25 protein-coding genes are annotated in these 20,216 nt (G+C 46.3%); 18 read left to right on the forward strand and 7 right to left on the reverse strand.

Annotated features, from left to right (window positions below; genetic code table 11):
* Nucleotides 1-88 precede the first annotated feature (88 nt).
* From K0A89_03840 to K0A89_03850, 3 genes are all read left to right on the forward strand, one after another.
* Nucleotides 89-805, forward strand: coding sequence for a hypothetical protein (locus K0A89_03840; GenBank protein ID MBW6517616.1), 717 nt, complete (start codon nt 89-91; stop codon nt 803-805).
* A complete protein-coding gene (locus tag K0A89_03845; protein MBW6517617.1) occupies nt 802-2,136 on the forward strand; it encodes a cobyrinate a,c-diamide synthase in 1,335 nt (444 codons plus the stop codon). The genes K0A89_03840 and K0A89_03845 overlap by 4 nt, the downstream gene beginning before the upstream one ends.
* A gap of 81 nt (nt 2,137-2,217) precedes the next feature.
* Nucleotides 2,218-2,853 (forward strand): small multi-drug export protein, encoded by a 636-nt coding sequence (locus K0A89_03850; GenBank protein MBW6517618.1) that lies wholly within the window; start codon nt 2,218-2,220, stop codon nt 2,851-2,853.
* 2 nt (nt 2,854-2,855) lie between these two features.
* Here the strand turns inward: K0A89_03850 and K0A89_03855 are convergent, their stop codons facing one another.
* Entirely contained in the window at nt 2,856-3,584 is a 729-nt protein-coding gene (locus K0A89_03855; GenBank protein MBW6517619.1) for an NTP transferase domain-containing protein, read from the reverse strand.
* A 4-nt stretch (nt 3,585-3,588) separates the two neighbouring features.
* The gene (locus tag K0A89_03860; protein MBW6517620.1) at nt 3,589-4,206 is read right to left on the reverse strand and encodes a flavodoxin family protein; all 618 of its coding nucleotides are present in this window, start codon (nt 4,204-4,206) and stop codon (nt 3,589-3,591) included.
* A gap of 236 nt (nt 4,207-4,442) precedes the next feature.
* On the opposite strand from K0A89_03860, the gene K0A89_03865 reads away from it, so the two are divergent.
* The 9 genes from K0A89_03865 (at nt 4,443) to K0A89_03905 (ending at nt 11,241) form a co-directional block, all read left to right on the forward strand.
* Complete coding sequence (locus K0A89_03865) at nt 4,443-5,429, forward strand: hypothetical protein (protein ID MBW6517621.1); 987 nt, start codon at nt 4,443-4,445, stop codon at nt 5,427-5,429.
* 39 nt (nt 5,430-5,468) lie between these two features.
* Nucleotides 5,469-5,714 (forward strand): hypothetical protein, encoded by a 246-nt coding sequence (locus K0A89_03870; GenBank protein ID MBW6517622.1) that lies wholly within the window; start codon nt 5,469-5,471, stop codon nt 5,712-5,714.
* A gap of 63 nt (nt 5,715-5,777) precedes the next feature.
* Nucleotides 5,778-6,101 carry a cupin domain-containing protein gene (locus tag K0A89_03875; GenBank protein ID MBW6517623.1) on the forward strand — a complete coding sequence of 108 codons (324 nt, stop codon included), beginning with the start codon at nt 5,778-5,780 and terminating at the stop codon, nt 6,099-6,101.
* 14 nt (nt 6,102-6,115) lie between these two features.
* A complete protein-coding gene (locus K0A89_03880; protein ID MBW6517624.1) occupies nt 6,116-6,742 on the forward strand; it encodes a hypothetical protein in 627 nt (208 codons plus the stop codon).
* A 160-nt stretch (nt 6,743-6,902) separates the two neighbouring features.
* Nucleotides 6,903-7,469: a hypothetical protein gene (locus K0A89_03885; protein ID MBW6517625.1), complete on the forward strand. Its 567-nt coding sequence runs from the start codon at nt 6,903-6,905 to the stop codon at nt 7,467-7,469.
* Between the two features lie 42 nt (nt 7,470-7,511).
* Complete coding sequence (locus K0A89_03890) at nt 7,512-7,919, forward strand: hypothetical protein (GenBank protein MBW6517626.1); 408 nt, start codon at nt 7,512-7,514, stop codon at nt 7,917-7,919.
* Nucleotides 7,920-7,942: 23 nt separating this feature from the next.
* The gene (locus K0A89_03895; GenBank protein ID MBW6517627.1) at nt 7,943-9,658 is read left to right on the forward strand and encodes a DUF4332 domain-containing protein; all 1,716 of its coding nucleotides are present in this window, start codon (nt 7,943-7,945) and stop codon (nt 9,656-9,658) included.
* 10 nt (nt 9,659-9,668) lie between these two features.
* Nucleotides 9,669-9,911 carry a hypothetical protein gene (locus K0A89_03900; protein MBW6517628.1) on the forward strand — a complete coding sequence of 81 codons (243 nt, stop codon included), beginning with the start codon at nt 9,669-9,671 and terminating at the stop codon, nt 9,909-9,911.
* Nucleotides 9,912-9,963: 52 nt separating this feature from the next.
* Complete coding sequence (locus tag K0A89_03905; GenBank protein MBW6517629.1) at nt 9,964-11,241, forward strand: 3-isopropylmalate dehydratase large subunit; 1,278 nt, start codon at nt 9,964-9,966, stop codon at nt 11,239-11,241.
* A 64-nt stretch (nt 11,242-11,305) separates the two neighbouring features.
* Here K0A89_03905 and K0A89_03910 read toward each other — a convergent pair whose 3' ends face one another.
* Nucleotides 11,306-12,790, reverse strand: coding sequence for an NAD(P)/FAD-dependent oxidoreductase (locus K0A89_03910; protein ID MBW6517630.1), 1,485 nt, complete (start codon nt 12,788-12,790; stop codon nt 11,306-11,308).
* 358 nt (nt 12,791-13,148) lie between these two features.
* Between K0A89_03910 and K0A89_03915 the strand changes: the two genes are divergently transcribed.
* From K0A89_03915 to K0A89_03925, 3 genes are all read left to right on the forward strand, one after another.
* The gene (locus K0A89_03915) at nt 13,149-14,096 is read left to right on the forward strand and encodes an aminopeptidase (GenBank protein MBW6517631.1); all 948 of its coding nucleotides are present in this window, start codon (nt 13,149-13,151) and stop codon (nt 14,094-14,096) included.
* 92 nt (nt 14,097-14,188) lie between these two features.
* Nucleotides 14,189-15,079, forward strand: a complete 891-nt coding sequence (locus tag K0A89_03920; GenBank protein MBW6517632.1) for a diadenylate cyclase — start codon at nt 14,189-14,191, stop codon at nt 15,077-15,079.
* A gap of 14 nt (nt 15,080-15,093) precedes the next feature.
* Nucleotides 15,094-15,903: a hypothetical protein gene (locus tag K0A89_03925; GenBank protein ID MBW6517633.1), complete on the forward strand. Its 810-nt coding sequence runs from the start codon at nt 15,094-15,096 to the stop codon at nt 15,901-15,903.
* Nucleotides 15,904-15,908: 5 nt separating this feature from the next.
* On the opposite strand, the gene K0A89_03930 is transcribed toward K0A89_03925, so the two are convergent.
* From K0A89_03930 to K0A89_03940, 3 genes are all read right to left on the reverse strand, one after another.
* Entirely contained in the window at nt 15,909-16,649 is a 741-nt protein-coding gene (locus K0A89_03930; protein ID MBW6517634.1) for an MBL fold metallo-hydrolase, read from the reverse strand.
* Complete coding sequence (locus K0A89_03935; GenBank protein ID MBW6517635.1) at nt 16,646-17,920, reverse strand: ATP-binding protein; 1,275 nt, start codon at nt 17,918-17,920, stop codon at nt 16,646-16,648. The genes K0A89_03930 and K0A89_03935 overlap by 4 nt, the downstream gene beginning before the upstream one ends.
* A gap of 184 nt (nt 17,921-18,104) precedes the next feature.
* Entirely contained in the window at nt 18,105-18,389 is a 285-nt protein-coding gene (locus K0A89_03940; protein ID MBW6517636.1) for a UPF0058 family protein, read from the reverse strand.
* A gap of 214 nt (nt 18,390-18,603) precedes the next feature.
* Between K0A89_03940 and K0A89_03945 the strand changes: the two genes are divergently transcribed.
* From K0A89_03945 to K0A89_03955, 3 genes are all read left to right on the forward strand, one after another.
* Complete coding sequence (locus tag K0A89_03945; GenBank protein MBW6517637.1) at nt 18,604-19,338, forward strand: class I SAM-dependent methyltransferase; 735 nt, start codon at nt 18,604-18,606, stop codon at nt 19,336-19,338.
* 73 nt (nt 19,339-19,411) lie between these two features.
* Complete coding sequence (locus K0A89_03950) at nt 19,412-19,636, forward strand: LSM domain-containing protein (GenBank protein ID MBW6517638.1); 225 nt, start codon at nt 19,412-19,414, stop codon at nt 19,634-19,636.
* A gap of 8 nt (nt 19,637-19,644) precedes the next feature.
* The gene (locus tag K0A89_03955; protein MBW6517639.1) at nt 19,645-19,983 is read left to right on the forward strand and encodes a MarR family transcriptional regulator; all 339 of its coding nucleotides are present in this window, start codon (nt 19,645-19,647) and stop codon (nt 19,981-19,983) included.
* A gap of 29 nt (nt 19,984-20,012) precedes the next feature.
* Here the strand turns inward: K0A89_03955 and K0A89_03960 are convergent.
* Nucleotides 20,013-20,216: hypothetical protein (locus K0A89_03960; GenBank protein ID MBW6517640.1), on the reverse strand; the 204-nt coding region annotated here is incomplete at its 5' end.

Consider the following 20,216-nt stretch of genomic DNA (forward strand, 5'->3'; position numbering starts at 1 on the left):
GTATACTTGACAGTCGTCTCCTGATATGGGCGCAAAGGATAAAAAAACATCGATACAGATTAGATAGAGTAACCTCATCAATAGTGCAATGTATCCTGACAGGGTCAAAGCCTTCTCAGAACGTGCCCTGGATTGGCTTGAAATGACTCCATTGAACAATACCAAGGAAGCATCACAGGCTGCCAGGGCATTATGTATCTGGGGCCGCGATACCAGCAGCTTCCTGGCATGGCTGGAGCAGGCCAGGTCGGGGGACCACTGGAAAGAAGGTAATTCTGTACGGAATACCGCAAGGGCATGTACTGCGCTGCTGGAATGCGGGGTAGCGTGCAGAGAATCATTGGACTGGCTTTTGGAAATGCAATCAGGTAATGGTTCATGGAACAATGATGTGTACGATACCTGTTATTGCCTGATGACCCTGGGAATCGCTGGCAAGGCGAACCGCACAGGAGTACAATGGTTGCTGGATACTTTTTCAGAGGACTGGAAACACCCTGGGGTCATTGCGCTCATCAATACCGCGCTCATTCACCAGGACCCGGAGGGCACAGCAGACGCCATCAGACATAATTCTTCGTGGTTGCTGGCGCACTGTAATGATGGTCACTGGAACTATACAGCCACATCATGCCTGGTGATGCAATCCCTGATACGTGATGGACACTCAGGGGATCTTGAGCGTTCTGTTTATTGGCTGCTGGACAGGATAGAGGAAAGTGAAAGTGGCTGGAACGTTTCTGTGGTTTCACTGGTTTTGATTACTCTTAAGATGTATTATTCACACAATACAGACCGATCATGACAAAAGCAGTAATGATAGCAGGGACCCACAGCGGTGTAGGCAAGACCACAGTAGCGCTGGGACTAATGGCGCTGCTTGCCCGCAGGGGCATGGCTGTGCAACCCTACAAAGTGGGCCCGGATTTCATTGACCCGTCACATCATACCGCTATCTGTAACAGGCCGTCCAGGAACCTGGACACCTATATCATGGGCACCGGGGCGGTCCAGAGCACCTACGCCCGGACCCTTGGCGACATTTCCATAATCGAGGGCGTGATGGGACTGTACGATGGTCTGAATTCATCAGATACCGCCAGCAGCGCCCATGTGGCAAAGACACTGGGTGTACCCGTGGTGCTGGTGGTCAATGTCCATGGCATGTCCCGCAGTGCGGCCGCCGTGGTGAAAGGTTACCAGACCCTGGACCCTGACATAAATATTGCAGGGTTGATACTGAACAGGGTAGGCAGTCCACGACACAGCAAACTGGTCGAGGATGCATGTAAAGGTGCAGGTATCGACATTCCTGTGATAGGGACACTGCCGTCCAACAAGGAATTGTCCCTGCCGTCCAGGCATCTTGGGCTTCACATGGCGCATGAACAGGAATGGGATTACAATAACCTGGCCGATTTTATTGAGCACAACATGGATGTGGATGTACTGCTGGACATTTCTCAAACGGCTCGAGAACCTGGTAGCCCGGGTGAAATTAAGACACCGCAGGCCGATGTCAGGATAGGCGTGGCATTGGACAGTGCCTTTTGTTTTTATTATCAGGATATGTTCGACGAACTTGAGCAATGCGGAGCTGAAATTATTACCTTCAGCCCGATGTCAGACCCCATGCCAGATATAGATGGCCTGATACTCGGTGGAGGCTATCCCGAGCTATTCTCTGCCCAGCTCTCGGCTTCGAATACGCGTTATGACATCAGGAAGGCAGCACAGGACGGCATGCCCGTATACGCCGAGTGCGGAGGGCTGATGTACCTGGGTACAAGCCTGGAAAGAGACGGGAAGACGTATGAAATGGCCGGGGTGTTCGACAGCGAATCCCGCATGGTACAGCGGTTCCAGGCTTTGGGATATACGGAAGCAGAAGTAATTGCTGATAATCATTTATTGGGTAAGGGGCAGACCGTGCGGGGGCATGAGTTCCATTATTCCATAACAGAACCAGGGCGTGATGCCAGGTTCGCATACAGGATGCGCAGGGGAAAAGGTATTTTCGATGGTCAGGACGGGCTGATGGTCTACAATACTCTTGCAAGTTACATGCACACTCATCCGGCTGCGGTGTCAATGGAGAGGTTCGTGAACTCCTGCAGGGAATACAGCCGGAAATGACAGTAACCGTTTGAGTGGATGGAAAAAAGGTTATCAACATATAATCCTAATACTCACGAAACGACTATTACGGATAATTATATGAGCATTGAAAAAACAGAATCTGACCGTTTCCTCATCGGATTATTCATTACCGGAGTGATATTGGTTTCAATAATCCTTTTCATTTTTTTCCAGTTCGGACTTATACGTGAGTTCTCGCTGGTATTCAGTACCCAGTTCCTGTCGGGCCGGGAGTTCGCTATGCTCAACGGGGCTTCCATGGAAATGTCCCTCTTCGTGATGATACTTGTCAGTTTCATATCCGATATTGGTTCATTGATGATAGGGCTGCCGATTTTTGTCATATTCCATGAAGAGTTAAAGCAGTTCACGCTGATGGCACCGTTCATGAACTTCTCGGAGATGATCACGTCCAATAAAAGTGGTTTGATGCACAAGTTCGGTCTCGTGGGAATTTTCATGATATGTTTCATCCCGTTCCAGATGACCGGGGGGCTGGCTACTGCATGTTTTGCAAAACTCCTGGGTTTTACGGTGCGTGAGATAATACCTGTGATCGCCATTGCGTCCCTTATCGCTTCTGTGTTCTGGGCAGTGACCGCTGATACGGTAATGAAATACCTGGGACCGGTCCAGGACTATATCCCCTCCTTCATTGTGCTGGTAGTGGCGTCTATTTTGATATATAATTTTGTGCATTACCGGAACAGGTAACCTCACTTTTCCCGCAGGTAGAATAAGCGGTTTGCTTCCCGCAGGTCTTCGGGAGTACCTACATCAATATGGTAGCCGGGAATGTCCCTGAACACCACCCTGCGCCCCCGTTCTATCATAACGTTAAAGGCATCTGCCAGCTGGTACTCGTTGTTCATGCCCGGCTCAATATGGCTGATGGCATCAAAAATTTCAGCACTCATGATATAGATGCCTGCAGACCCTTTTCGACTGGGTGCATCCTCAGGTTGCGGCTTTTCCACAATATCGGTCACGTCTATTCCATGGTATGCAATAATGCCGTGGCGGGTGGTGTCCTGGATATCTGTTACTCCCAGGGTCACGTCAGCTCCCTGTTGCAGGTGGAAATCCCGCAGGTCGCGCATGAAGGTCTTTGGATAGAAGAAATTGTCGCCCAGTATCACGGCAAAGTCGCTGTTCCCCACGACATGACGACCGGCATAGATGGCATTGGCAAGGCCCAGCCTTTCGTCCTGTACCACATAGGTGAGGTTCACTCCCATACGCTGTCCCGAGCCGAGGTAGTCCAGTATGGCATTCTTTTTCCAGCCCACCACGACAGTAATGTCGGTGATAGCCGCTTCCCTGAACGCGTCAATAACATGCTCGATGACAGCCTTGCCGCCCACCGGGAGCAGTTCTTTCGGGATGGCGTTGGTGTATGGTTTGAGCCTGGTCCCCATACCTGCGGCCGGGATGAGTCCTTTCAAGGTCTCAACCTTTTTTCGGGATTTCAATACCCTTGACCAGTTCCAGCTTCTTAACCATCCGGTTCATGGTCTTGCGCATGGAACGGTGCCCTTCTTCATCCTCGGCAGCGCCCTCGGCCATCCGGTCCTGTGACCAGAATGTACCACCCAGGTTTGCACCGAAGGAGCCACCGCCGACAGGTATCATCTCGCTGATGATAAAGAAATGGTGAATGGACTGGATGGCTATCTCCTGCCCCCCAATCCGGTCGCCGCCTACAGCCAGGGCCGCGCCCACTTTGTTGCGCAGGATGTCGGGGTCTTTGGCTACCATTGCCCGGCAGCGGTCCAGCATGGTCTTGGTCTGGGCACTGAGGTTACCCTGGTAGACGGGAGTGCCGATTATGATACCGTCCGCCCATTCCAGTCCTTCATAGAACTCGTGCATATCGTCCTTGTGGACGCAGCCTTTGCGCTCACGCACGCAGTAGTCGCAGTGGATGCAAAAGTTGAGCTGCCTGGCCTTAACTGAGAAATACCTGGTGTTAACGCCATATTTTTCCTCCAGGTATCTGAGGGATGTGTTGACTATGTAATCGGTGGAGCCTGTTCGCGGGCTTCCTGATACTCCTAGGATGTTTATTATGATATGACCCCCTGAAAATGATATGGCTTTATTATTTGTATGAGGGTTTATAAGTTTTGAGTGGGGGAGATTTTTACCCGGAGTTTTCAATGGCTCTGTTGGCAAGGGGGTTTATATTCAGACCTGCAACCATCTTCCATTAACTCCACCCAATTTTATCACCTACAATTTTATATTAGAAATGTTTAAAAAAACGGAAAAGTATATTACCAAGTACCACCCAGAATACAACCATGAACCTATCGCCCGCAGTGAAGACCATGCTGGTCATGGCACTTGTCCTCGCATCGGTCCTGGCAGGGGGCTGCCTCAGGGAGTATGACACCACCAGCCTGCATATCAACGAAGTGGACATATCCGCAGAGATCACCGATGACGATATCGTACAGCTGGACATCATCTCGTATGTGAGCAACAGTGGTAAGACCTCGGGCGAAGTAGAAATCCAGGCAAAAGCCTACAACCTTGCTACCAGCCTGCTCATGGCAGATGAAAAAATATCAATGGGCCGCATCGGCAAGGACAGGACCCTAAACAGCACTGTTGAATTGCATGTCCCTATCACAGGTAATTACCGCATCGAAGTAACCATGTACGAGGATGGCGGCCTGGTAACCTCGGGCAAAGCCACCATATCAGGCCTGGAATCCCTGCTTTCCAGTCCCAAACATTCATACATCAACATCCGCGACGTGGATGTTGCCATGACAGCAAGAGGTGATTCCACCACCACCTTGAAAGTGACCACCTTCCTGGACAACTACGGCAGGTCGGATTCGGCACCATTGACGGCACTGGTGAAACTGCGGGATGCAAAGACCAACCTCATAGGCCAGAGCGGTAACATCGATGTGGGCGTAATCAAGGCAGATACTACCCTGGTCAAGGATATCGAGCTTGAAGTGCCAAAGGACAGGGACTATCGTGTTGAGATAATGATATTCGAGAATGACCGCATCATTACCGAATACGGTGTGTCCTTCTTCATGGCGCCGGACAGTCAGGGTGAGGAAGATGTTGTAAAGAAGACCAGGTCTGTCAGTACTACTGAAACCATTACTACGGAATTCATATTACCTAAAGCAACACCGTTACCTTATGATGTGTATAGTACCAGAGATATCGGTGCTCCAATGCCGACGAAAGAACCGGGATTCCAGGTAATATGGGCAATTACCGGACTGCTGGCAGTGGTACTTCTAATGAGGAAACGAAAATAAACAGATGTATCAGGTATAACAAAAAATCAGGTGAGAACAATGGATGAAAAAGAATCAAAAGAAACTAAAGACCGGGTAGCTGGAATGGCTCTATTCCGGACAGGCTCCATGATAATCCTGCTGTTACTGCTGCTGGCATCTTCTTTCGGGTTCTATTTCAGCATGCAAAAGGCCATATCCATGCTCTTTGATTACCGCTACACCGAACTTATCAACTCGATCTTCAATTTAATCGTGGTGGCGGCAATATTGTATCTTGTCAGGGAATTCTTTTTGAAGAAATGATTTTTTCACGGGATACTCTTATAATTAAGAAGAATAGAGTATATTCCAGATGGAGCAATTCCTATGGATATACAGCTCATTGATTTTGAAAAAGAGGTACTTAAATTAGAATCCCCGCGCCGCCCTCATGATATGGTATTTGTGGACGACTCGCTGCTGCGCGCCGTGCTGTGCCAGGGCGAGGGGAAATGGTACGTCCACGACTATGACGAGTTCTTCCTTCACCATAAAGGTGGCGTGGTCATCGAATCAGACAATTCAACGATTGAGCTGAAACCCGGCACAGGCATACTTGTCCCTGCTGGAGTGCGGCACAGGACCAACTCAGAGGACGAGGGCGTGTTCCTGGTATTCAGACATCAAAAGACGGCCTGCACACTGGCATAAGGCAGGAGGCAGGTATGGGCCACCTTGAAAAACTGGACAATATCAATATCCCTATAGCCCTGCTGTTGCTCCAGCTGGTCACCTACCCATTTTTTATCGGCATACGCAATCAGGAAGACCCTGTCGGTGCAGTGTTAGGTGCAATAATCATCATTGTTCCGGTCTTTTCCGTGCTGGGCCTTTTACTCAGGCAGTTCTTTAAAAAAACCGGTATGGGAAGGAACATGATACTGTTCCTTGACCACAGAGGCGTGAAACTGAAAGAGATACCCGGCCTCATAGGCATCATGATACCTATGTCCTTGTTTATGCTGATTATATTGATATATGGATTGATAATCTTCATTTATTTCTTTTTCATCACCATACCAGTGTACCTCATTTTCAGGTTCGGCAGGAAAAAGCGTATGAGGGACCTTGTTAGATGGCTTTTCAAATTGGAAGCGCGGGTGTGCCTGAGGTTGAAGCGATATACACGGTGGGGGTATGTGCTGCCATACTTCTTTGGTATTATGTTCTCGCTGGTACTGACCAACGGTCATGTGGCGCTGGGAGTGCTGTACCTGTTGATATTGATGCAGTTCACCTTTGTGGTGGCATTGTACAACCTGATAGGACAGCAGGAAGTGATTGACCAGTAATGGATTTTTTCATTACATTCTTGCCGATAAATAATGATCAATCAAAAATCTTAAGTGTTAACAAACCTATTATTATCATACGGTTTTATGAAGTTTTGAAAAGGAGAGAGGAAATATGGTTTCAGTTGGACAAGAATTATTGAACGTACCTTTTGGTGATATGATAAGAGAAATGGCCCTCGCGATCGCAGAAGGCCAGATGGCCCTTGATATGAACTCAGTAAAAGTCGCGCAGGCACTCGCAGACTCTGAATTGGCAGAGCATAGCGTGGTGATGTACATTGAAGAAACTGTAGATGCAAATGGTAATGTCACAGACACCAAAGTAGTTACAAATGATGCGCCAATGTCTCTGCTCACTTATGGTCTTGAACCCAGGTTCTATGAATTCACTGAATCCATCATTGAGGTAAAGATGGCTATCTCAATGAAAACGGAAATGTCAACTGAGATAAAATACGGACGGCAATTCAATTTAACAAACAAGAGTAAAGTAAGCGGCAAGATTAGTACTGGTGGTTTGACCAGTTTTCTGTTCGGTAAAGCATCTACAAAATTTGAAAACACCACAACTGTAGCCTATTCATCAACTTACAATGCCAAATACAACTCCAAGTATTCATTCGAGGCGTCTGGCACAAGCCTGTTACGTACAACATTAAAGCCTGTTCCTGCCCCTGGTAGAGTAATACCCACAATAAAAATTCTCGAACCAGCACCTGAATGATCGTTAATCTCCTCTTATTTTATTTTTTATGGAGATATAATCATGGCTAACGGTAATACAAAGATAATTTTGGAAGTATTGGTAAATCCCCTCTCCCAGATAATAAAAGAAGTCGGGATTTCCATTTCCGAAACCCAACAGGCAATGGATAGAAATTCCATTGATACACAACTTGCAATTGAAAATGATGAACTCCTAAGCCAATATGACATACAGGCTACCTGGCACCATATTCCAGAAGTCGAACTTGAACTTAAAATGGCACTAACAATGAAGTATAAGGAGGAAAAGGATTCAAAGGGAGCACTCCGTGGTTATCGGCCAATATTACATGCAGCACCATTGAATGCATCATACAAGAACCTTCATGAATATGATGTGGAAGGAGCAAGTATCATAAAAGCCAAATTTGTCTCAGTACCGCCTTCCAGCCAGATAGTAAATGAGTGAGATACAGGCACGGAAATAATGAAATGACACTAATAGTAAATCTTCGACAGAATCTGGATAATCTCAGGATTGCAAAGGCAATTGATGAGGCCAGTCTTACTGAAATAATAAAATCAATTGATAATGTTGATGTTGAAATACAGAACAAGGATACGCAAATCGTCGGGCTTACAAATAATCTCAATACAATTATTTCTGATAAAATCGTTGTCGAACAGGAGAAAAATGTCCTCTCACAGCACATTTCCAAATTATTATTAGAAAAAGCAGAACTTGAGACAAATATCCAGACCCTCCAGATGCAAAGACCACAAATCCCGTCCGAAAGCCTGGTCACCACATTCATGGAATCTCTGGACAGCATGGCTGATAAACTGAATGATCCTGCAGCAAGGGCAAACTATGTGATCAGCAGCATGGACGTAACGCTCAGGACAAACCTGTCCCTGATGGACAATAAACTCCAGTTCCAGTTACCCAGACCAGATGATATCATCCCGCCTGAAAATCTCAGTACCATTGAATTCAAAATAACATCATCTCCCAAAGAACTTGATCTATCCCAATACAAGGAAGTACCTAACCTTACCGGAATGACCCGGGAAGAGGCAAAGTATGCGATAACTGATGCCGGTTTCAAACCGGGTACCACCAGTGAGAGATCAAGCAATTCACCCCAGGGTACGGTAATCGCCCAGTTGCCCTCTGCTGATTCTCTGGCTGTCCCCGGCACTGCCATTGACATCACGATATCCAGGATACTGTCTGTGGAAATGCCCAATTTGGTAGGCATGGATATTGGAAGCGCAAAGGATGTCCTTGCCAGCATCAGGCTTGAAATGGGAGAGATCACAGAGCTATCATCCGAATCTTCACCAGGTATTGTCCTGAAACAGAGTATTAAAGCAGGAACCATGGTGTTGATAGGCACATCTGTTGACGTTACTGTTGCCGCAAAAGAGAATGTGAAGGTTCCGGACCTTATAGGAAAAACTCTTGACATGGCAGTATATCTTCTGCGCACAGCAAAACTGGTGACGGGAAGTGTAACTAAAAAAATCAGTGAAGAAAAGCCAAATACCGTGCTGGAACAAACTCCAAAAGGAGGGGCTATGATTTTGGAACAAAGCCAGGTGAACCTGGTAATCGCATCAGCTGAAGCCATAAAGGTCCCGGATGTCACCAAAAAGAACATTAACGAAGCCAGGACGATACTGGAAAGCAAGGGCCTGAGAATAGACAGGATCGTTAAACGTACAAGTACCCAGGCAACAGGTACTGTCCTTGATCAAAATCCAAAACCTGGTTCAGACGCTGAAGCTGGAATGCCTGTGGAATTAGTACTGGCAAACCAGGATATTGAAATGATAGAAGGTATCGGACCTGAAAGAGGTTCAAAACTCAGGGACGCTGGTATCAGGAGCATTACAGACCTGGTCACTGCAGATGCTGCAACGGTAAGTGAAATAGTAGGAAAAAATACCGCTGAAAAATTTATTTCCATGGCAAAACTTATTGACTCCAGCTCGAGTCTGGGGAGTCTGGGGATAGAAAAGCAATCGTCTGAACTCCTTGTCAAGGCGGGCAATATCTACTCAGTTGCTGAGCTAAAGAACGCCAATCCTGTTGAACTGTATACGTTATGCAAAGCGTCAATTGCATCAGGGAAAGTAAAAGTTCCTGCAGGTTATTCCATCACGCAGGATGATGTAAAACGATGGGTAGAACAGGCACAATAGGGATACTAACATGGTTTTGGAAACCTTTTTTATCAGTCTTGATACGAATACGTCCCCTGCTGAATTAGAGCAGATCCTGAGAACCCTTGAAATGATACATGGTACTATCAACATGGTTGCTCAACAAAGCATTATTGCCAGTTTTGACAATGCTCATGTGAATATTATCAGGAACAAACGCGGTGTAAAACTTGTAGGTGGTATTAATTTCAAAGGACGCAGGGTCAGGAAAATAGTGAAAAGAGAAGCATGACCAATTTTGATACATTAATTTTATTACATTCCTGCGCTTATACTCCCATCCTATGACCGCTGATAATCTTACCATTACAGAAAAGATCTTTTCAAAAGCTTCTGGCAGAACGGTCCATGCCGATGAGTTCGTTATGGCTGATATAGACTGTGCCATGACCCATGATATCACCGGACCTCTGGCCGTACAGGGTTTCAGGGAGATCATGAAGAACAGACCTGACCCTATGGTATGGGACCCTGACAGGATTGTCATCCTGTTCGACCACCAGGTACCTGCTGATTCTTTGAATGCAGCACAGAACCATATCATGCTCAGGCAATTCGCAGCCGAGCAGGGTATCACTAACTATGATGTCTTTGAAGGTGTGTGCCACCAGGTAGTGCCTGAAAAGGGCTGGGCAAAACCTGGCGACCTGATAGTGGGCAGTGACAGCCACACCTGCGCATACGGTTCACTGGGAGCATTCTCCACAGGTATCGGCAGTACTGATATGGCTGCCGTGTTCGCCACAGGCAAACTGTGGTTCAAGGTCCCGCAGACCATCAGGTTCGAAGTGAACGGACACCTGCCTGATAGAGTGTACAGCAAGGACATTATCCTGCACCTCATCGGGGATGTGGGTGCCGACGGTGCCATGTACATGGCTGCAGAGTACGGCGGTGAAGCTATAAGAAACCTGGATATCAGCCAGCGGATGACCATTAGCAACATGGCTATCGAGATGGGCGGTAAGGCCGGCATCATCGAGCCAGACGCCACTACCGAAGATTACCTGAAACAGCGCATACCCGGCTTCACCCTGGACCCTTACTGGAAGAGTGATGAGGACTGCGAATATGCCCAGTACCACGAATACGACATCTCAGACCTGTCCCCGCAGGTGGCATGTCCCCATAATGTTGATAACGTGAAATCCGTGGAAGACGTGGAAGGCACCCATATCGACCAGGTACTGGTAGGTTCATGCACCAACGGCAGGTTCGAGGACATCAAGATAGTTGCAGACATCATGGGCGACGAGCCCGTGGCTAAAGGGGTGAGACTATTGGTCATTCCAGCATCCCGCACCGAGTACATGAAAGTACTGCGTGCCGGACTGGTTGAGAAGTTCATGGAAGCAGGGGCCATTGTAGAGAGTCCCTGTTGCGGACCGTGCATGGGCGGCAGTTTCGGGCTACTGGGTGACGGCGAGGTAGGACTTGCGACCTCCAATCGCAACTTCCAGGGCAGGCAGGGCAGTGCCAAAGCATTTGTGTACCTGTCATCACCGGCCACGGCAGCGGCATCCGCTCTCACGGGCAAGATAACTGACCCGAGAAAGGTTTAAACGGGTCTGGTTTTATTGTTAGGAATAATATAAGCGAGCTTAATACCCTAACAATAAACCAACCTTAGTGCAAGTTTCCGTCTTCGTTCAACGCGCCCAGCATCTCTATTATCGAATACGCGGCGCGGGTTATTCCCATACTCCGGCTATCCGTATCCGTGCCAGCCAGGTAAAGGTTTTTGATTGGTGTCCTGATATCTGCAATCGTTCCATTAATGGTGACAGCCGCTTTTTCAGGAATCGTTATCTGCTCATGCTGCATCTCAACGTGTCTGTCTATGGATGGCACGGCGCGGTAAATAGTATCATAAGCATTCATTTTAACTGAATTTTCTGATTTGTTCTCATCCATCACAAATACAAACCCTACGAGCTGTTTTCCTTTTGGTGCAAGAGATGGGTCGAAATTACTTATCGGCATTGCCCAGTATGGGGTGTCTTTGAACCATATCTCAGAACCCATATAGTTAAACTCGTCCATCTTCCTGTCAAGGCCTAACCAGACAGTCAAGCTCTTGGTCTGGACAATTCCGCCAAGATAGTCAACATAAGAGCCTGGCAGGTCTTCAACAATATCAGGCAGGTTCTTTGCAAACCCTGTATAGACCACAATATCGGCATAGTAAGCCTGGTCCGCTTCAACACCTATCACACGCCCTTCATTTGTGAGGATGCGTTTTACCTCACACTGAGTCTGCATATCAACTGTTTTCGGAAGGGAATGAAGGACAGCATTTAACACTGATTTGAGCCCTTTACGCGGATAGCCTTGAGCATGGGCAGTAGCACTATTAACGGCAAACCTACTGATCGATGTAAGCGGGTTGGGTATTGTGCTTTTAATTTGAAACGAAGATTCCAATATCCCTGATAATTTTAACCCCAATGATGTATGAAGATTGGAGCGTAACACAGATTGAAGAATAGATTCAGTATGTTGCGGCATTTCTTTTGGCCCCACCATACTTTCAAACTGTTCCTGTGTGACACTATCGCGTATGAAACTACTGCCGGTCAAGAACCTGTGAACAGATGTTTCCTTCATAGATTTCCCTGTCAGGAAATATGATATTGCGTCGACAAGATCATTTGTATCCTTTGACATGGTGTATGGTAATGAATCATACACCGATTGTTTAGAAAGGTCGATACCAAAAATCGATAGTGTAAGACCTTTTGTGGCTGCCTGTGACAGCACAAGCCGGTCTTTTTTTGGAAGAACATCGAATGTGATCAATTCCTTCAAGTTCGATGGGATCTTCTGGAAACTGTCTTCTGTGCGGATAAAATAATTCCCATAATCCACAAACACTGGCAAGAAATCAAAATAGTTATCCATAAGCCTCTTCAATGGTCCAATTGCAAGATGTGTGATGGCATGGACACCGGTATCTACCTGATAATCATCTATCATGTAACTATTGCAGTTTCCACCTACAAGCTCTGTTTTTTCGAGCACCAGCACTTTTTTTCCATGTTTTGATAGTGTGAGCGCAGCCAAAAGTCCGCTAATCCCTGCACCTACAACAATGACGTCATATTTATTCATTTTTTATTTCACCTTAATGAGATGCACTTTTCTTTATTGTCTGTCATACCGGTTTTTCGAAGCGTTTCAATTTTATCATTCATTAAACCACTAATTGTTCTCTATTTTATTATGTTGTTATTTTTTCCGTCTAATATACACGTTTGCACTTAAAATCTTATAGTACCTGATAATCATGGAGCTGTAAATTTTGAGACAAAGCGAGGCATTTGTATGTTGTTACTCATACTATAGAAATCTACGATACTCTCCACGAGAATTATCCTGACACAAAGCTATATATTGTCACGTTTAGACAATATAACTGGATTATAAATAAATTAAGCTTCACTAACAGTCTCACCGGAACGAATAAATTATGTCATTAAAAGATAGCGCCAACATCGTACTGAAAACTTGCATGGCAGTGAAACCTGAAGAGGTTGTACTGATAATTACAGATACTGCTACACATCCTTCAATTGCCCTGTCTCTTTACGAAAAAGCAGTTGAACTTGAATGTGACACTATTCTTATGACCATGGAACCCAGGAAAGTCCATGGCCAGGAGCCCCCAAAAGCCGTTGCCGATGCAATGAGCGCCGCAAATGTGGTACTGGCACCCACCAGCAAATCCCTGACCCATACACAAGCCAGACTTAATGCCAATCAGGCCGGGGTGCGCACCGCCACCATGCCAGGTATCACCCTTGAGATGATGGGGACAGGCGGTATCACTGCCGATTACCTGCGTGTGAGGGATACAGGGTTCAACCTGAAATCCGGGCTGGACAGTGCAAAGGAGCTCAGACTTGTTACAGAACTGGGGACAGATATTGTTTTTGATATTGAAGGATGTGACTGGCAGACAGACCACGGTATCTGCCATGAACCGGGTTCATCCAGCAACCTGCCTGCCGGTGAAGTGTTCGTGGCACCAAAGGGAGCCAATGGCGTGTTCGTGGTAGATGGCTCAATGGGTGGTATGGGACTGCTGGACTCGCCCCTGACCATAAAGGTCGAAGACAGGTATGCCACTGAGATAACCGGCAAGGGGGCTGAACAGTTCATTAAAATGCTGGATAGTGTGGGACCTCTTTCCCGCAACCTGGCAGAGCTGGGAATAGGTATCAACCCTGCAGCCCGTCTTATCGGCAATGTACTCGAGGATGAGAAGGTAGCCGGCACCGTGCATATAGCCCTGGGTGATAACAGCACCTTTGGCGGGGATGTGGTGGCAGGCATACACCTGGACGGCATCATTACCGGACCCAGGTTATTTATTGACGGTGAAGAACTGGTTCTATCATTTCAGGAACCTGCATGACACCTGCGAGGTCACCTAAAACCAAGTTTTATCATGAATGTAGATATACTAAAAAGATATAATGAAACTGATTTAACGATAAGGACACGTGAATGAGCGACAAAGAAGTGATTATCAGGTCAGCTGCAGAGATTGCCAGTAAGATATCAGCCTCCGCAATAATAATAATGTCTGATGACATATCCCCTGAATTTGAGGTCGATATTCCTGTGCTCATCGCTTCTCCCTATGCCATGATGGCGCTTTGTCCTGCTTTTGAAGATGAGAACGTTGAAAATGAAAAGAACCCGGCCGAAAAACTCCAGACCCTGTCCAAAACCCTGTACCACAAGGTATCCACCGGAACCGAATACATCACCGACGCTTCTGCCACTGCATTTATAAATGACCTGCTATCCGGTGAAAAGATAGTAGGTGTCATTTCCTATGGTGGTACTTCCAGCATATTGGTACATGACCTGAAAGAGAACCACCTGGTAAAAGAACTCAAAGCATGTACTGAAAGGGTAAAGCTTGATGCTCTGCGCTCGGTATTGTCCATTGCCATGGGTCTTGGTGCATATGGCAGGGAAGGCAAGCCTGTTGGTACTGCGTTCATCATTGGTGACGCTGAAGAGGTTATGAAACGCTCACATCAACTGGTACTGAATCCGTACCTGGGTCAATCCCCTGAATCGTCTTACATCTGCGATACGAACACATGGGAAACCGTTAAGGAATTCGCCCAGCTGGACGGTGTGTTCATACTGGATGGAAATGGCTATGTTCAGGCAGGTGGACGTTACCTTGATGTGAATGCCAGGGAAGTGTCGACCATGAAAGGGCTTGGCGGGAGGCATGCTTCAGCCGCTGCCATTACCAGGGATACTGAGGCTGTTGCAATAACGGTCTCTGAAAGTGGCGGTGTGGTCAGGGTATACCGGGATGGTATCCAGATAATGGAACTCGATCCAAGGGTCACGAAAGTATCCCGTTATGGTTAGAACCGGGTGTTATCTTGCTACACAACATTAAACACTTAAAGGTCCTGCTTATCTCAGCCCTGTTAATTGTTGCATTTTTCGGTGGAGGCTGCCTGGATAATAAAACCCCGGAAACGATAGATATAGAACCGGGCAACCCTGGCAATTATGAATTAACTCCACCCCCTGACGATATGATAAACCGCACCACGTTTTTCCTGTATGCCAATAATACCGTAAAGGCTGTAATACCAATCATAAATGTTTCCGTACTGGACATCATCATACCTGAAAAAATAACCAGTTCTACCGGTAAGAAAGGACCAATCATTGATGATATTGTAGTGTTTGGCGGTACATTTCCCTACGCAGACCACTCAAATCCCGGTGCTTTTTCCAATATATCCTTTGATTCAACGCATACCAGCTCCCGGGAAAAAAATATTATCCATCTTGACTTTGAACGACCAATGACCGGTTTCGTAGCCTATTCTTATACATGGGAAAACGACCAGTTCTACCACTTCCTCTCGAGAAATGAAACCGTTATTGTATTATTACCTGAAGGATATGAAACCGGCAATATGGTTTTTGGTACTCCCAGGCCAAAACCGGACAACAGGTCAATTGACCGCGAAGGCAGGGTGCGGCTTGTATGGGATGCATCATACCCAGCCCATACGTATATTATGGTAAAGTATTACAAATCATCGCTCCCCACGATTATAAGCATACTGGTCATGGTTCTGGGGACAGCTACACTGGTTACTGCGGTTTATTTTAATATGCAGATACGCAAATTACGCCAAATGCGGGAATTCATGGAATCTAAGGTAAAAAAGTAACGAACTCATAGTATAAATTCCATGCCGTCCTTTCCAAGTGGCCATTCCGTGATGGCTTTGTTATGGGGAGGATACATGTGGCTGACATGGGTGAAAACTATCTCCTTTGCACCAAGTCTTTGTCCCAGTTCTAGAGCCTCTTTAGCATTCAAGTGTTTTGCCAGCTTAATGTTCGGGGGGAAAATAGCATCAATTATCAGCAGGTCTGCATCCTGCATCAATCCCAGGCTCTGTTGTGGTATATCCGCATTCGTATCTCCGGTTATGACCACTTTCTTATCACCTTCATTGACCAGCACACCAGCCGATTCCTTGATAGGCGGGTGGTTTACCGGGAACAGGGTAAAGGTGAGCCCTGCGAGTTCAAAGGGTTCGAACCATGCTACTTCATGCCGACCAGGTTTCAGGAATCCCAGGTATTGCAGGATATAGTCCAGGGTATTTTTCAGCCCGTACACAGGTACGTGGTTCTGGACCCGGTGAAAGTCACCAAAACCCGCATAGTGGTCATAATGGCCATGGGTCCAGATGACCCCGTCCACGCGGTCCAGCCCCCTGGATATCATCTGCCACCTGAGGTCCGGGCTGGTATCCACCAGCACCTTGCCTCCCGGTCCTTCAAGTAGCACCGAGAACCTGAGTCTCCGGCTGGGCCCCCCGTCAAGGGCATCCTGGCAGGCAGGGCAATGACAACCTATCTTGGGGGTACCAATAGCATCACCGGTACCCAGTAGTACGACTTTCATGGTGCATCTTCAGGTATGTAACCAAATGCATTCCGTTTATTGAACTCACCCACTGCACGTACCAGGTCTTCCTGGGTCAGGACAAGTCTGTCATCCATCAGTGCATTCAACACCGCTTCGCGTACCACCATCCGCAGATCAGAACCCGAATACCCGTCGGTCATTGCTGCTATCTCTGCCTGGTCGAAACTGCCGTCGATCTCAGCCAGTACGTATCCCAGTATCTTTTGCCGCATCTCCTCATCAGGCAGGGGGAAATCCACAATATCGTCGAACCGTCTCCATGCAGCACTATCGAGCAACTGCGGATGGTTGGTGGCAGCGATGAGCAACACTCCGTGTTTTACCAGGCTAATATTATCTATGGCCTTAAGCAGTGTGTTAACCGCCCGTTTCAGGGCTGCATGTTCATCAGATGACCGGGTTTTAGCTATAAAATCAAATTCGTCTATGAAAAGGATACAGGGACTCAAAGCTTTTGCAAGTTCGAACACACGGTCAATGTTCTTGGCTGTCTCGCCAAGGTACTGGTCAGTTATCATGGACAGTTTGACCTCTACAAAGGGCACCTTCAATTTCCCTGACATGGCCTTGGCAGTGGAGGTCTTGCCTGTGCCCGGGGGACCCACGAACAGCAATTTACCTATTTCAACAAGTCCTATCTTTGTCAGGTATTCCCTGAACTGTATGGCCTTGACCATCTTTTCTACTTCGTCCTTCTGGTCCTGGTTAAGAACTAATCGGTCAAGGGTCTGTTCAATTTCATCAGGAACCATGATATGAGCAAGCTTGAGCACATCTTCGGAATCCTTCTCGCCGCTGATCTTGAGGATTAATGAATCGATCCACTGGCGGCTGACCTCTTTTGGTTCATTTTTCTTGCTTGCTTCCTCATAGCTCACGCCCAGTGAATCATTGTTCTCATAGAAGTGTGCAAGCACAGGGTTGTTCCTGATGTGTTCCGTACTCTGTTCTTGTTTGGCCAACCACTTTACTCCCAGGTCAAATACCGTCAGTTTCAGTTGTGAGCCAAACTCTTCATATGCCAGAAAGGGGAGGGACCTGGCTACTTCAACCGGATTTTTTATCATATACAAATCTGTCAGGTCTTTGGCCTTAATGTTTATTGGACGCTTTACAGTACCCTCTTTATTATCCCAGTAATGCTTCCTTATATTGGCGGGTAGGTCATCTACCTGAAGCTCACGTGTTTTGTTATAGATCTCAGCCGTTAAGACCAGTTCAGTGGTTTTTAGTTTTTCATCGTCCATTAACCATCAATTCCAATTTTGAATTAAAAGCAATTTAATGGTTATATTGATGTATATACGTTTCGAACAAAGTTTTTCAAAAAAGCGAGGTGGATTACAAAATCCACCCGGTATAAAAAAAAGAAAAAAATGACCTGGATAATAAAAACAATAAGTACAGGATACCCTGTAAAATAACTATCAATTATCCTAAGTGTCCACCATCATTAAATGTCTTCGCAGCAAGTTCGTTCATGCGCATTGATGTTCTGCCCATACCAGAATATTCGTCTTCTGATATAACATTTGCAATCTCACTGCCAAGAATAAAAATTGCGTGTTTATGTTCAGCCTTACTACGATGTACGTGTACTGGACTTATTCCTAAATTATTATACACATCAAAACTAGCAGAATTATCGTTACTTTCAAAAAACGTCTTCATTTGTGCCATCAGGGTATGTAGTTGAATCAGTTCTTCTTTATGCATCAGTTCCCAACCTCCAAAACGCTAACTATTAATGTGTGAATGCAGATTTATATCACACAATGAAAATACCATTCTCTAACCAGTACAAAAAAGGTTTTGTAGGAATGTTACTTCCTATCAGTATGACGTAAAGTTTCCTAAATAATCTTCATGATTAATGTTAAAAAAGACCATTACGCAAGGTTAAAATTTAGGAATGGTATATTACTACAAAATGCCATACGCCACATTTGACCGTGATGCTTTCACGGCACGAACAGGACTGGGCCCTGATATGCATGTGCTCAATATCGGCCCTGATTATATTACGCCAGTCCGGATTGCGCGAAATGTTGAAACCACGGTGGTCACAGCCATTTCGCACCCGGGATATGCCCGAGGCGTGGCGGCAACTTCCTCCAGTACTCTTTCCCCGGTAGTATCCGAATATGCCCGTTTGCCGTTTAAAAGAGCTTCTTTTGACATTATCTTCTCCTACCATGCCCTGAACAATATTTCCCAACAAGAGGTGACGGGTATGCTGGCTGAAGCAGTCCGGTTACTGAAAGATAACTGCAGGATGGCTTTACTGGTATGGTCACTGAATCCAACGAATAAGGCCCAATCCTCCCATATGCAGCTGCTGGAGATATTGAACCGGTTAGGAATTATCCATCTGCACTCTTTTGATACTATTTCACGGTGGCTGGAAGCAGCCGGGTTCGAGGAAATAACCATGGAGCTGGTTACCGACCAGATACAGGTACCCGATAACTGGGTGCACTCGCATATAAAAAGGTTGGAGCAATTAACAGATGAGCATGCAAAGGACCCGCGAATTGAGGATATTCGTGAGGAACTGAACTCATACAGGACGCATGTTAAGGAATTTGGTGAAGAATTGCTGCCTTCCATACAGTTCACTGCTCATCGCAGGGCAGGACTTTCAAGTATCGACATGGTAATTTGAACAGACCTGGATACAAAATGTTAAAGTATTAATCTGACCATATGGAAGTTACAAAATACCTTGAGGAATGATTTTGTTTCCAACTAAAAAAGTCCAGACGATGATCGGTCAGAATGTGCAGGTTGAAATGAAGGGAGGCCAGCATATTCTTGAGGGTACTCTTGTGAGTGCTGATGAATATTTGAATATGCATCTTTCCAATACCGTAGAGATTGTGAACGGTGAAAAATCTAAATCGCTGGGGTCAGTGGTACTGAGGGGTAATAATATTATTATCATCAACCCGGTACAAAATTAGGGGTTTCCATGGCAGATAAGGAAATGCTTGAAATTATAAATTCCCATAGGGAAGGAATCCTCCAGAGCGATATCAGGAAATCAATGGAGATTGACAGCAAGAAATGTTCCAGAATTGTCAACAAACTGATGAAGAAACACCTGATACGCAGGGAGGATGAACTTGCCGATGGCAGAAAAACCTACAGGTTATTTCCTATCGGATTTACGGGTCCCAGTGAAAAGCACTTGAAATTGATTGCAAATGGCATATTCAGTCCCTGTACGGGCTGTGACCTTGAGTGTTATCCCGATACCTGTTCTCTATTGAATGAATGGGTCCTGGCAGTCATTGCAGAAGAAACCTGAAGGCCTTATCCACAGCAATTATTGGATTTTCATATTCTACGCTCTGGTGATGAAATTATCGTTCCCGAGGGGCGGTGGTAGACGGTCACCATGAGCAGGTCTCCGGGGTTGAACTTGTCACTGTTGGTCCCTGCAATATTGAAATCCCCTTTATCACCCGGGTCCCAGATGTTATCATGTGTCTGGTTTGTAGGTGTACCCCACAACACACCCCCAACAGAATGAAGGAAACC

The sequence above is a fragment of the ANME-2 cluster archaeon genome, assembly GCA_019429385.1.
Taxonomy (GTDB): domain Archaea; phylum Halobacteriota; class Methanosarcinia; order Methanosarcinales; family Methanocomedenaceae; genus Methanocomedens_B.

Bases quoted from the DNA above. Each gene is read 5' to 3' on its own strand.
- K0A89_03905 (MBW6517629.1), top strand. From the start codon at position 9,964: ATGACCGCTGATAATCTTACCATTACAGAAAAGATCTTTTCAAAAGCT.
- K0A89_03875 (MBW6517623.1), top strand. From the start codon at position 5,778: ATGGATATACAGCTCATTGATTTTGAAAAAGAGGTACTTAAATTAGAA.
- K0A89_03900 (MBW6517628.1), top strand. From the start codon at position 9,669: ATGGTTTTGGAAACCTTTTTTATCAGTCTTGATACGAATACGTCCCCT.
- K0A89_03915 (MBW6517631.1), top strand. From the start codon at position 13,149: ATGTCATTAAAAGATAGCGCCAACATCGTACTGAAAACTTGCATGGCA.
- K0A89_03920 (MBW6517632.1), top strand. From the start codon at position 14,189: ATGAGCGACAAAGAAGTGATTATCAGGTCAGCTGCAGAGATTGCCAGT.
- K0A89_03935 (MBW6517635.1), bottom strand. From the start codon at position 17,920: ATGGACGATGAAAAACTAAAAACCACTGAACTGGTCTTAACGGCTGAG.
- K0A89_03955 (MBW6517639.1), top strand. From the start codon at position 19,645: ATGGCAGATAAGGAAATGCTTGAAATTATAAATTCCCATAGGGAAGGA.
- K0A89_03890 (MBW6517626.1), top strand. From the start codon at position 7,512: ATGGCTAACGGTAATACAAAGATAATTTTGGAAGTATTGGTAAATCCC.
- K0A89_03840 (MBW6517616.1), top strand. From the start codon at position 89: ATGTATCCTGACAGGGTCAAAGCCTTCTCAGAACGTGCCCTGGATTGG.
- K0A89_03945 (MBW6517637.1), top strand. From the start codon at position 18,604: ATGCCATACGCCACATTTGACCGTGATGCTTTCACGGCACGAACAGGA.
- K0A89_03910 (MBW6517630.1), bottom strand. From the start codon at position 12,790: ATGAATAAATATGACGTCATTGTTGTAGGTGCAGGGATTAGCGGACTT.
- K0A89_03845 (MBW6517617.1), top strand. From the start codon at position 802: ATGACAAAAGCAGTAATGATAGCAGGGACCCACAGCGGTGTAGGCAAG.
- K0A89_03850 (MBW6517618.1), top strand. From the start codon at position 2,218: ATGAGCATTGAAAAAACAGAATCTGACCGTTTCCTCATCGGATTATTC.
- K0A89_03865 (MBW6517621.1), top strand. From the start codon at position 4,443: ATGAACCTATCGCCCGCAGTGAAGACCATGCTGGTCATGGCACTTGTC.
- K0A89_03930 (MBW6517634.1), bottom strand. From the start codon at position 16,649: ATGAAAGTCGTACTACTGGGTACCGGTGATGCTATTGGTACCCCCAAG.
- K0A89_03880 (MBW6517624.1), top strand. From the start codon at position 6,116: ATGGGCCACCTTGAAAAACTGGACAATATCAATATCCCTATAGCCCTG.
- K0A89_03885 (MBW6517625.1), top strand. From the start codon at position 6,903: ATGATAAGAGAAATGGCCCTCGCGATCGCAGAAGGCCAGATGGCCCTT.
- K0A89_03895 (MBW6517627.1), top strand. From the start codon at position 7,943: ATGACACTAATAGTAAATCTTCGACAGAATCTGGATAATCTCAGGATT.
- K0A89_03870 (MBW6517622.1), top strand. From the start codon at position 5,469: ATGGATGAAAAAGAATCAAAAGAAACTAAAGACCGGGTAGCTGGAATG.
- K0A89_03940 (MBW6517636.1), bottom strand. From the start codon at position 18,389: ATGCATAAAGAAGAACTGATTCAACTACATACCCTGATGGCACAAATG.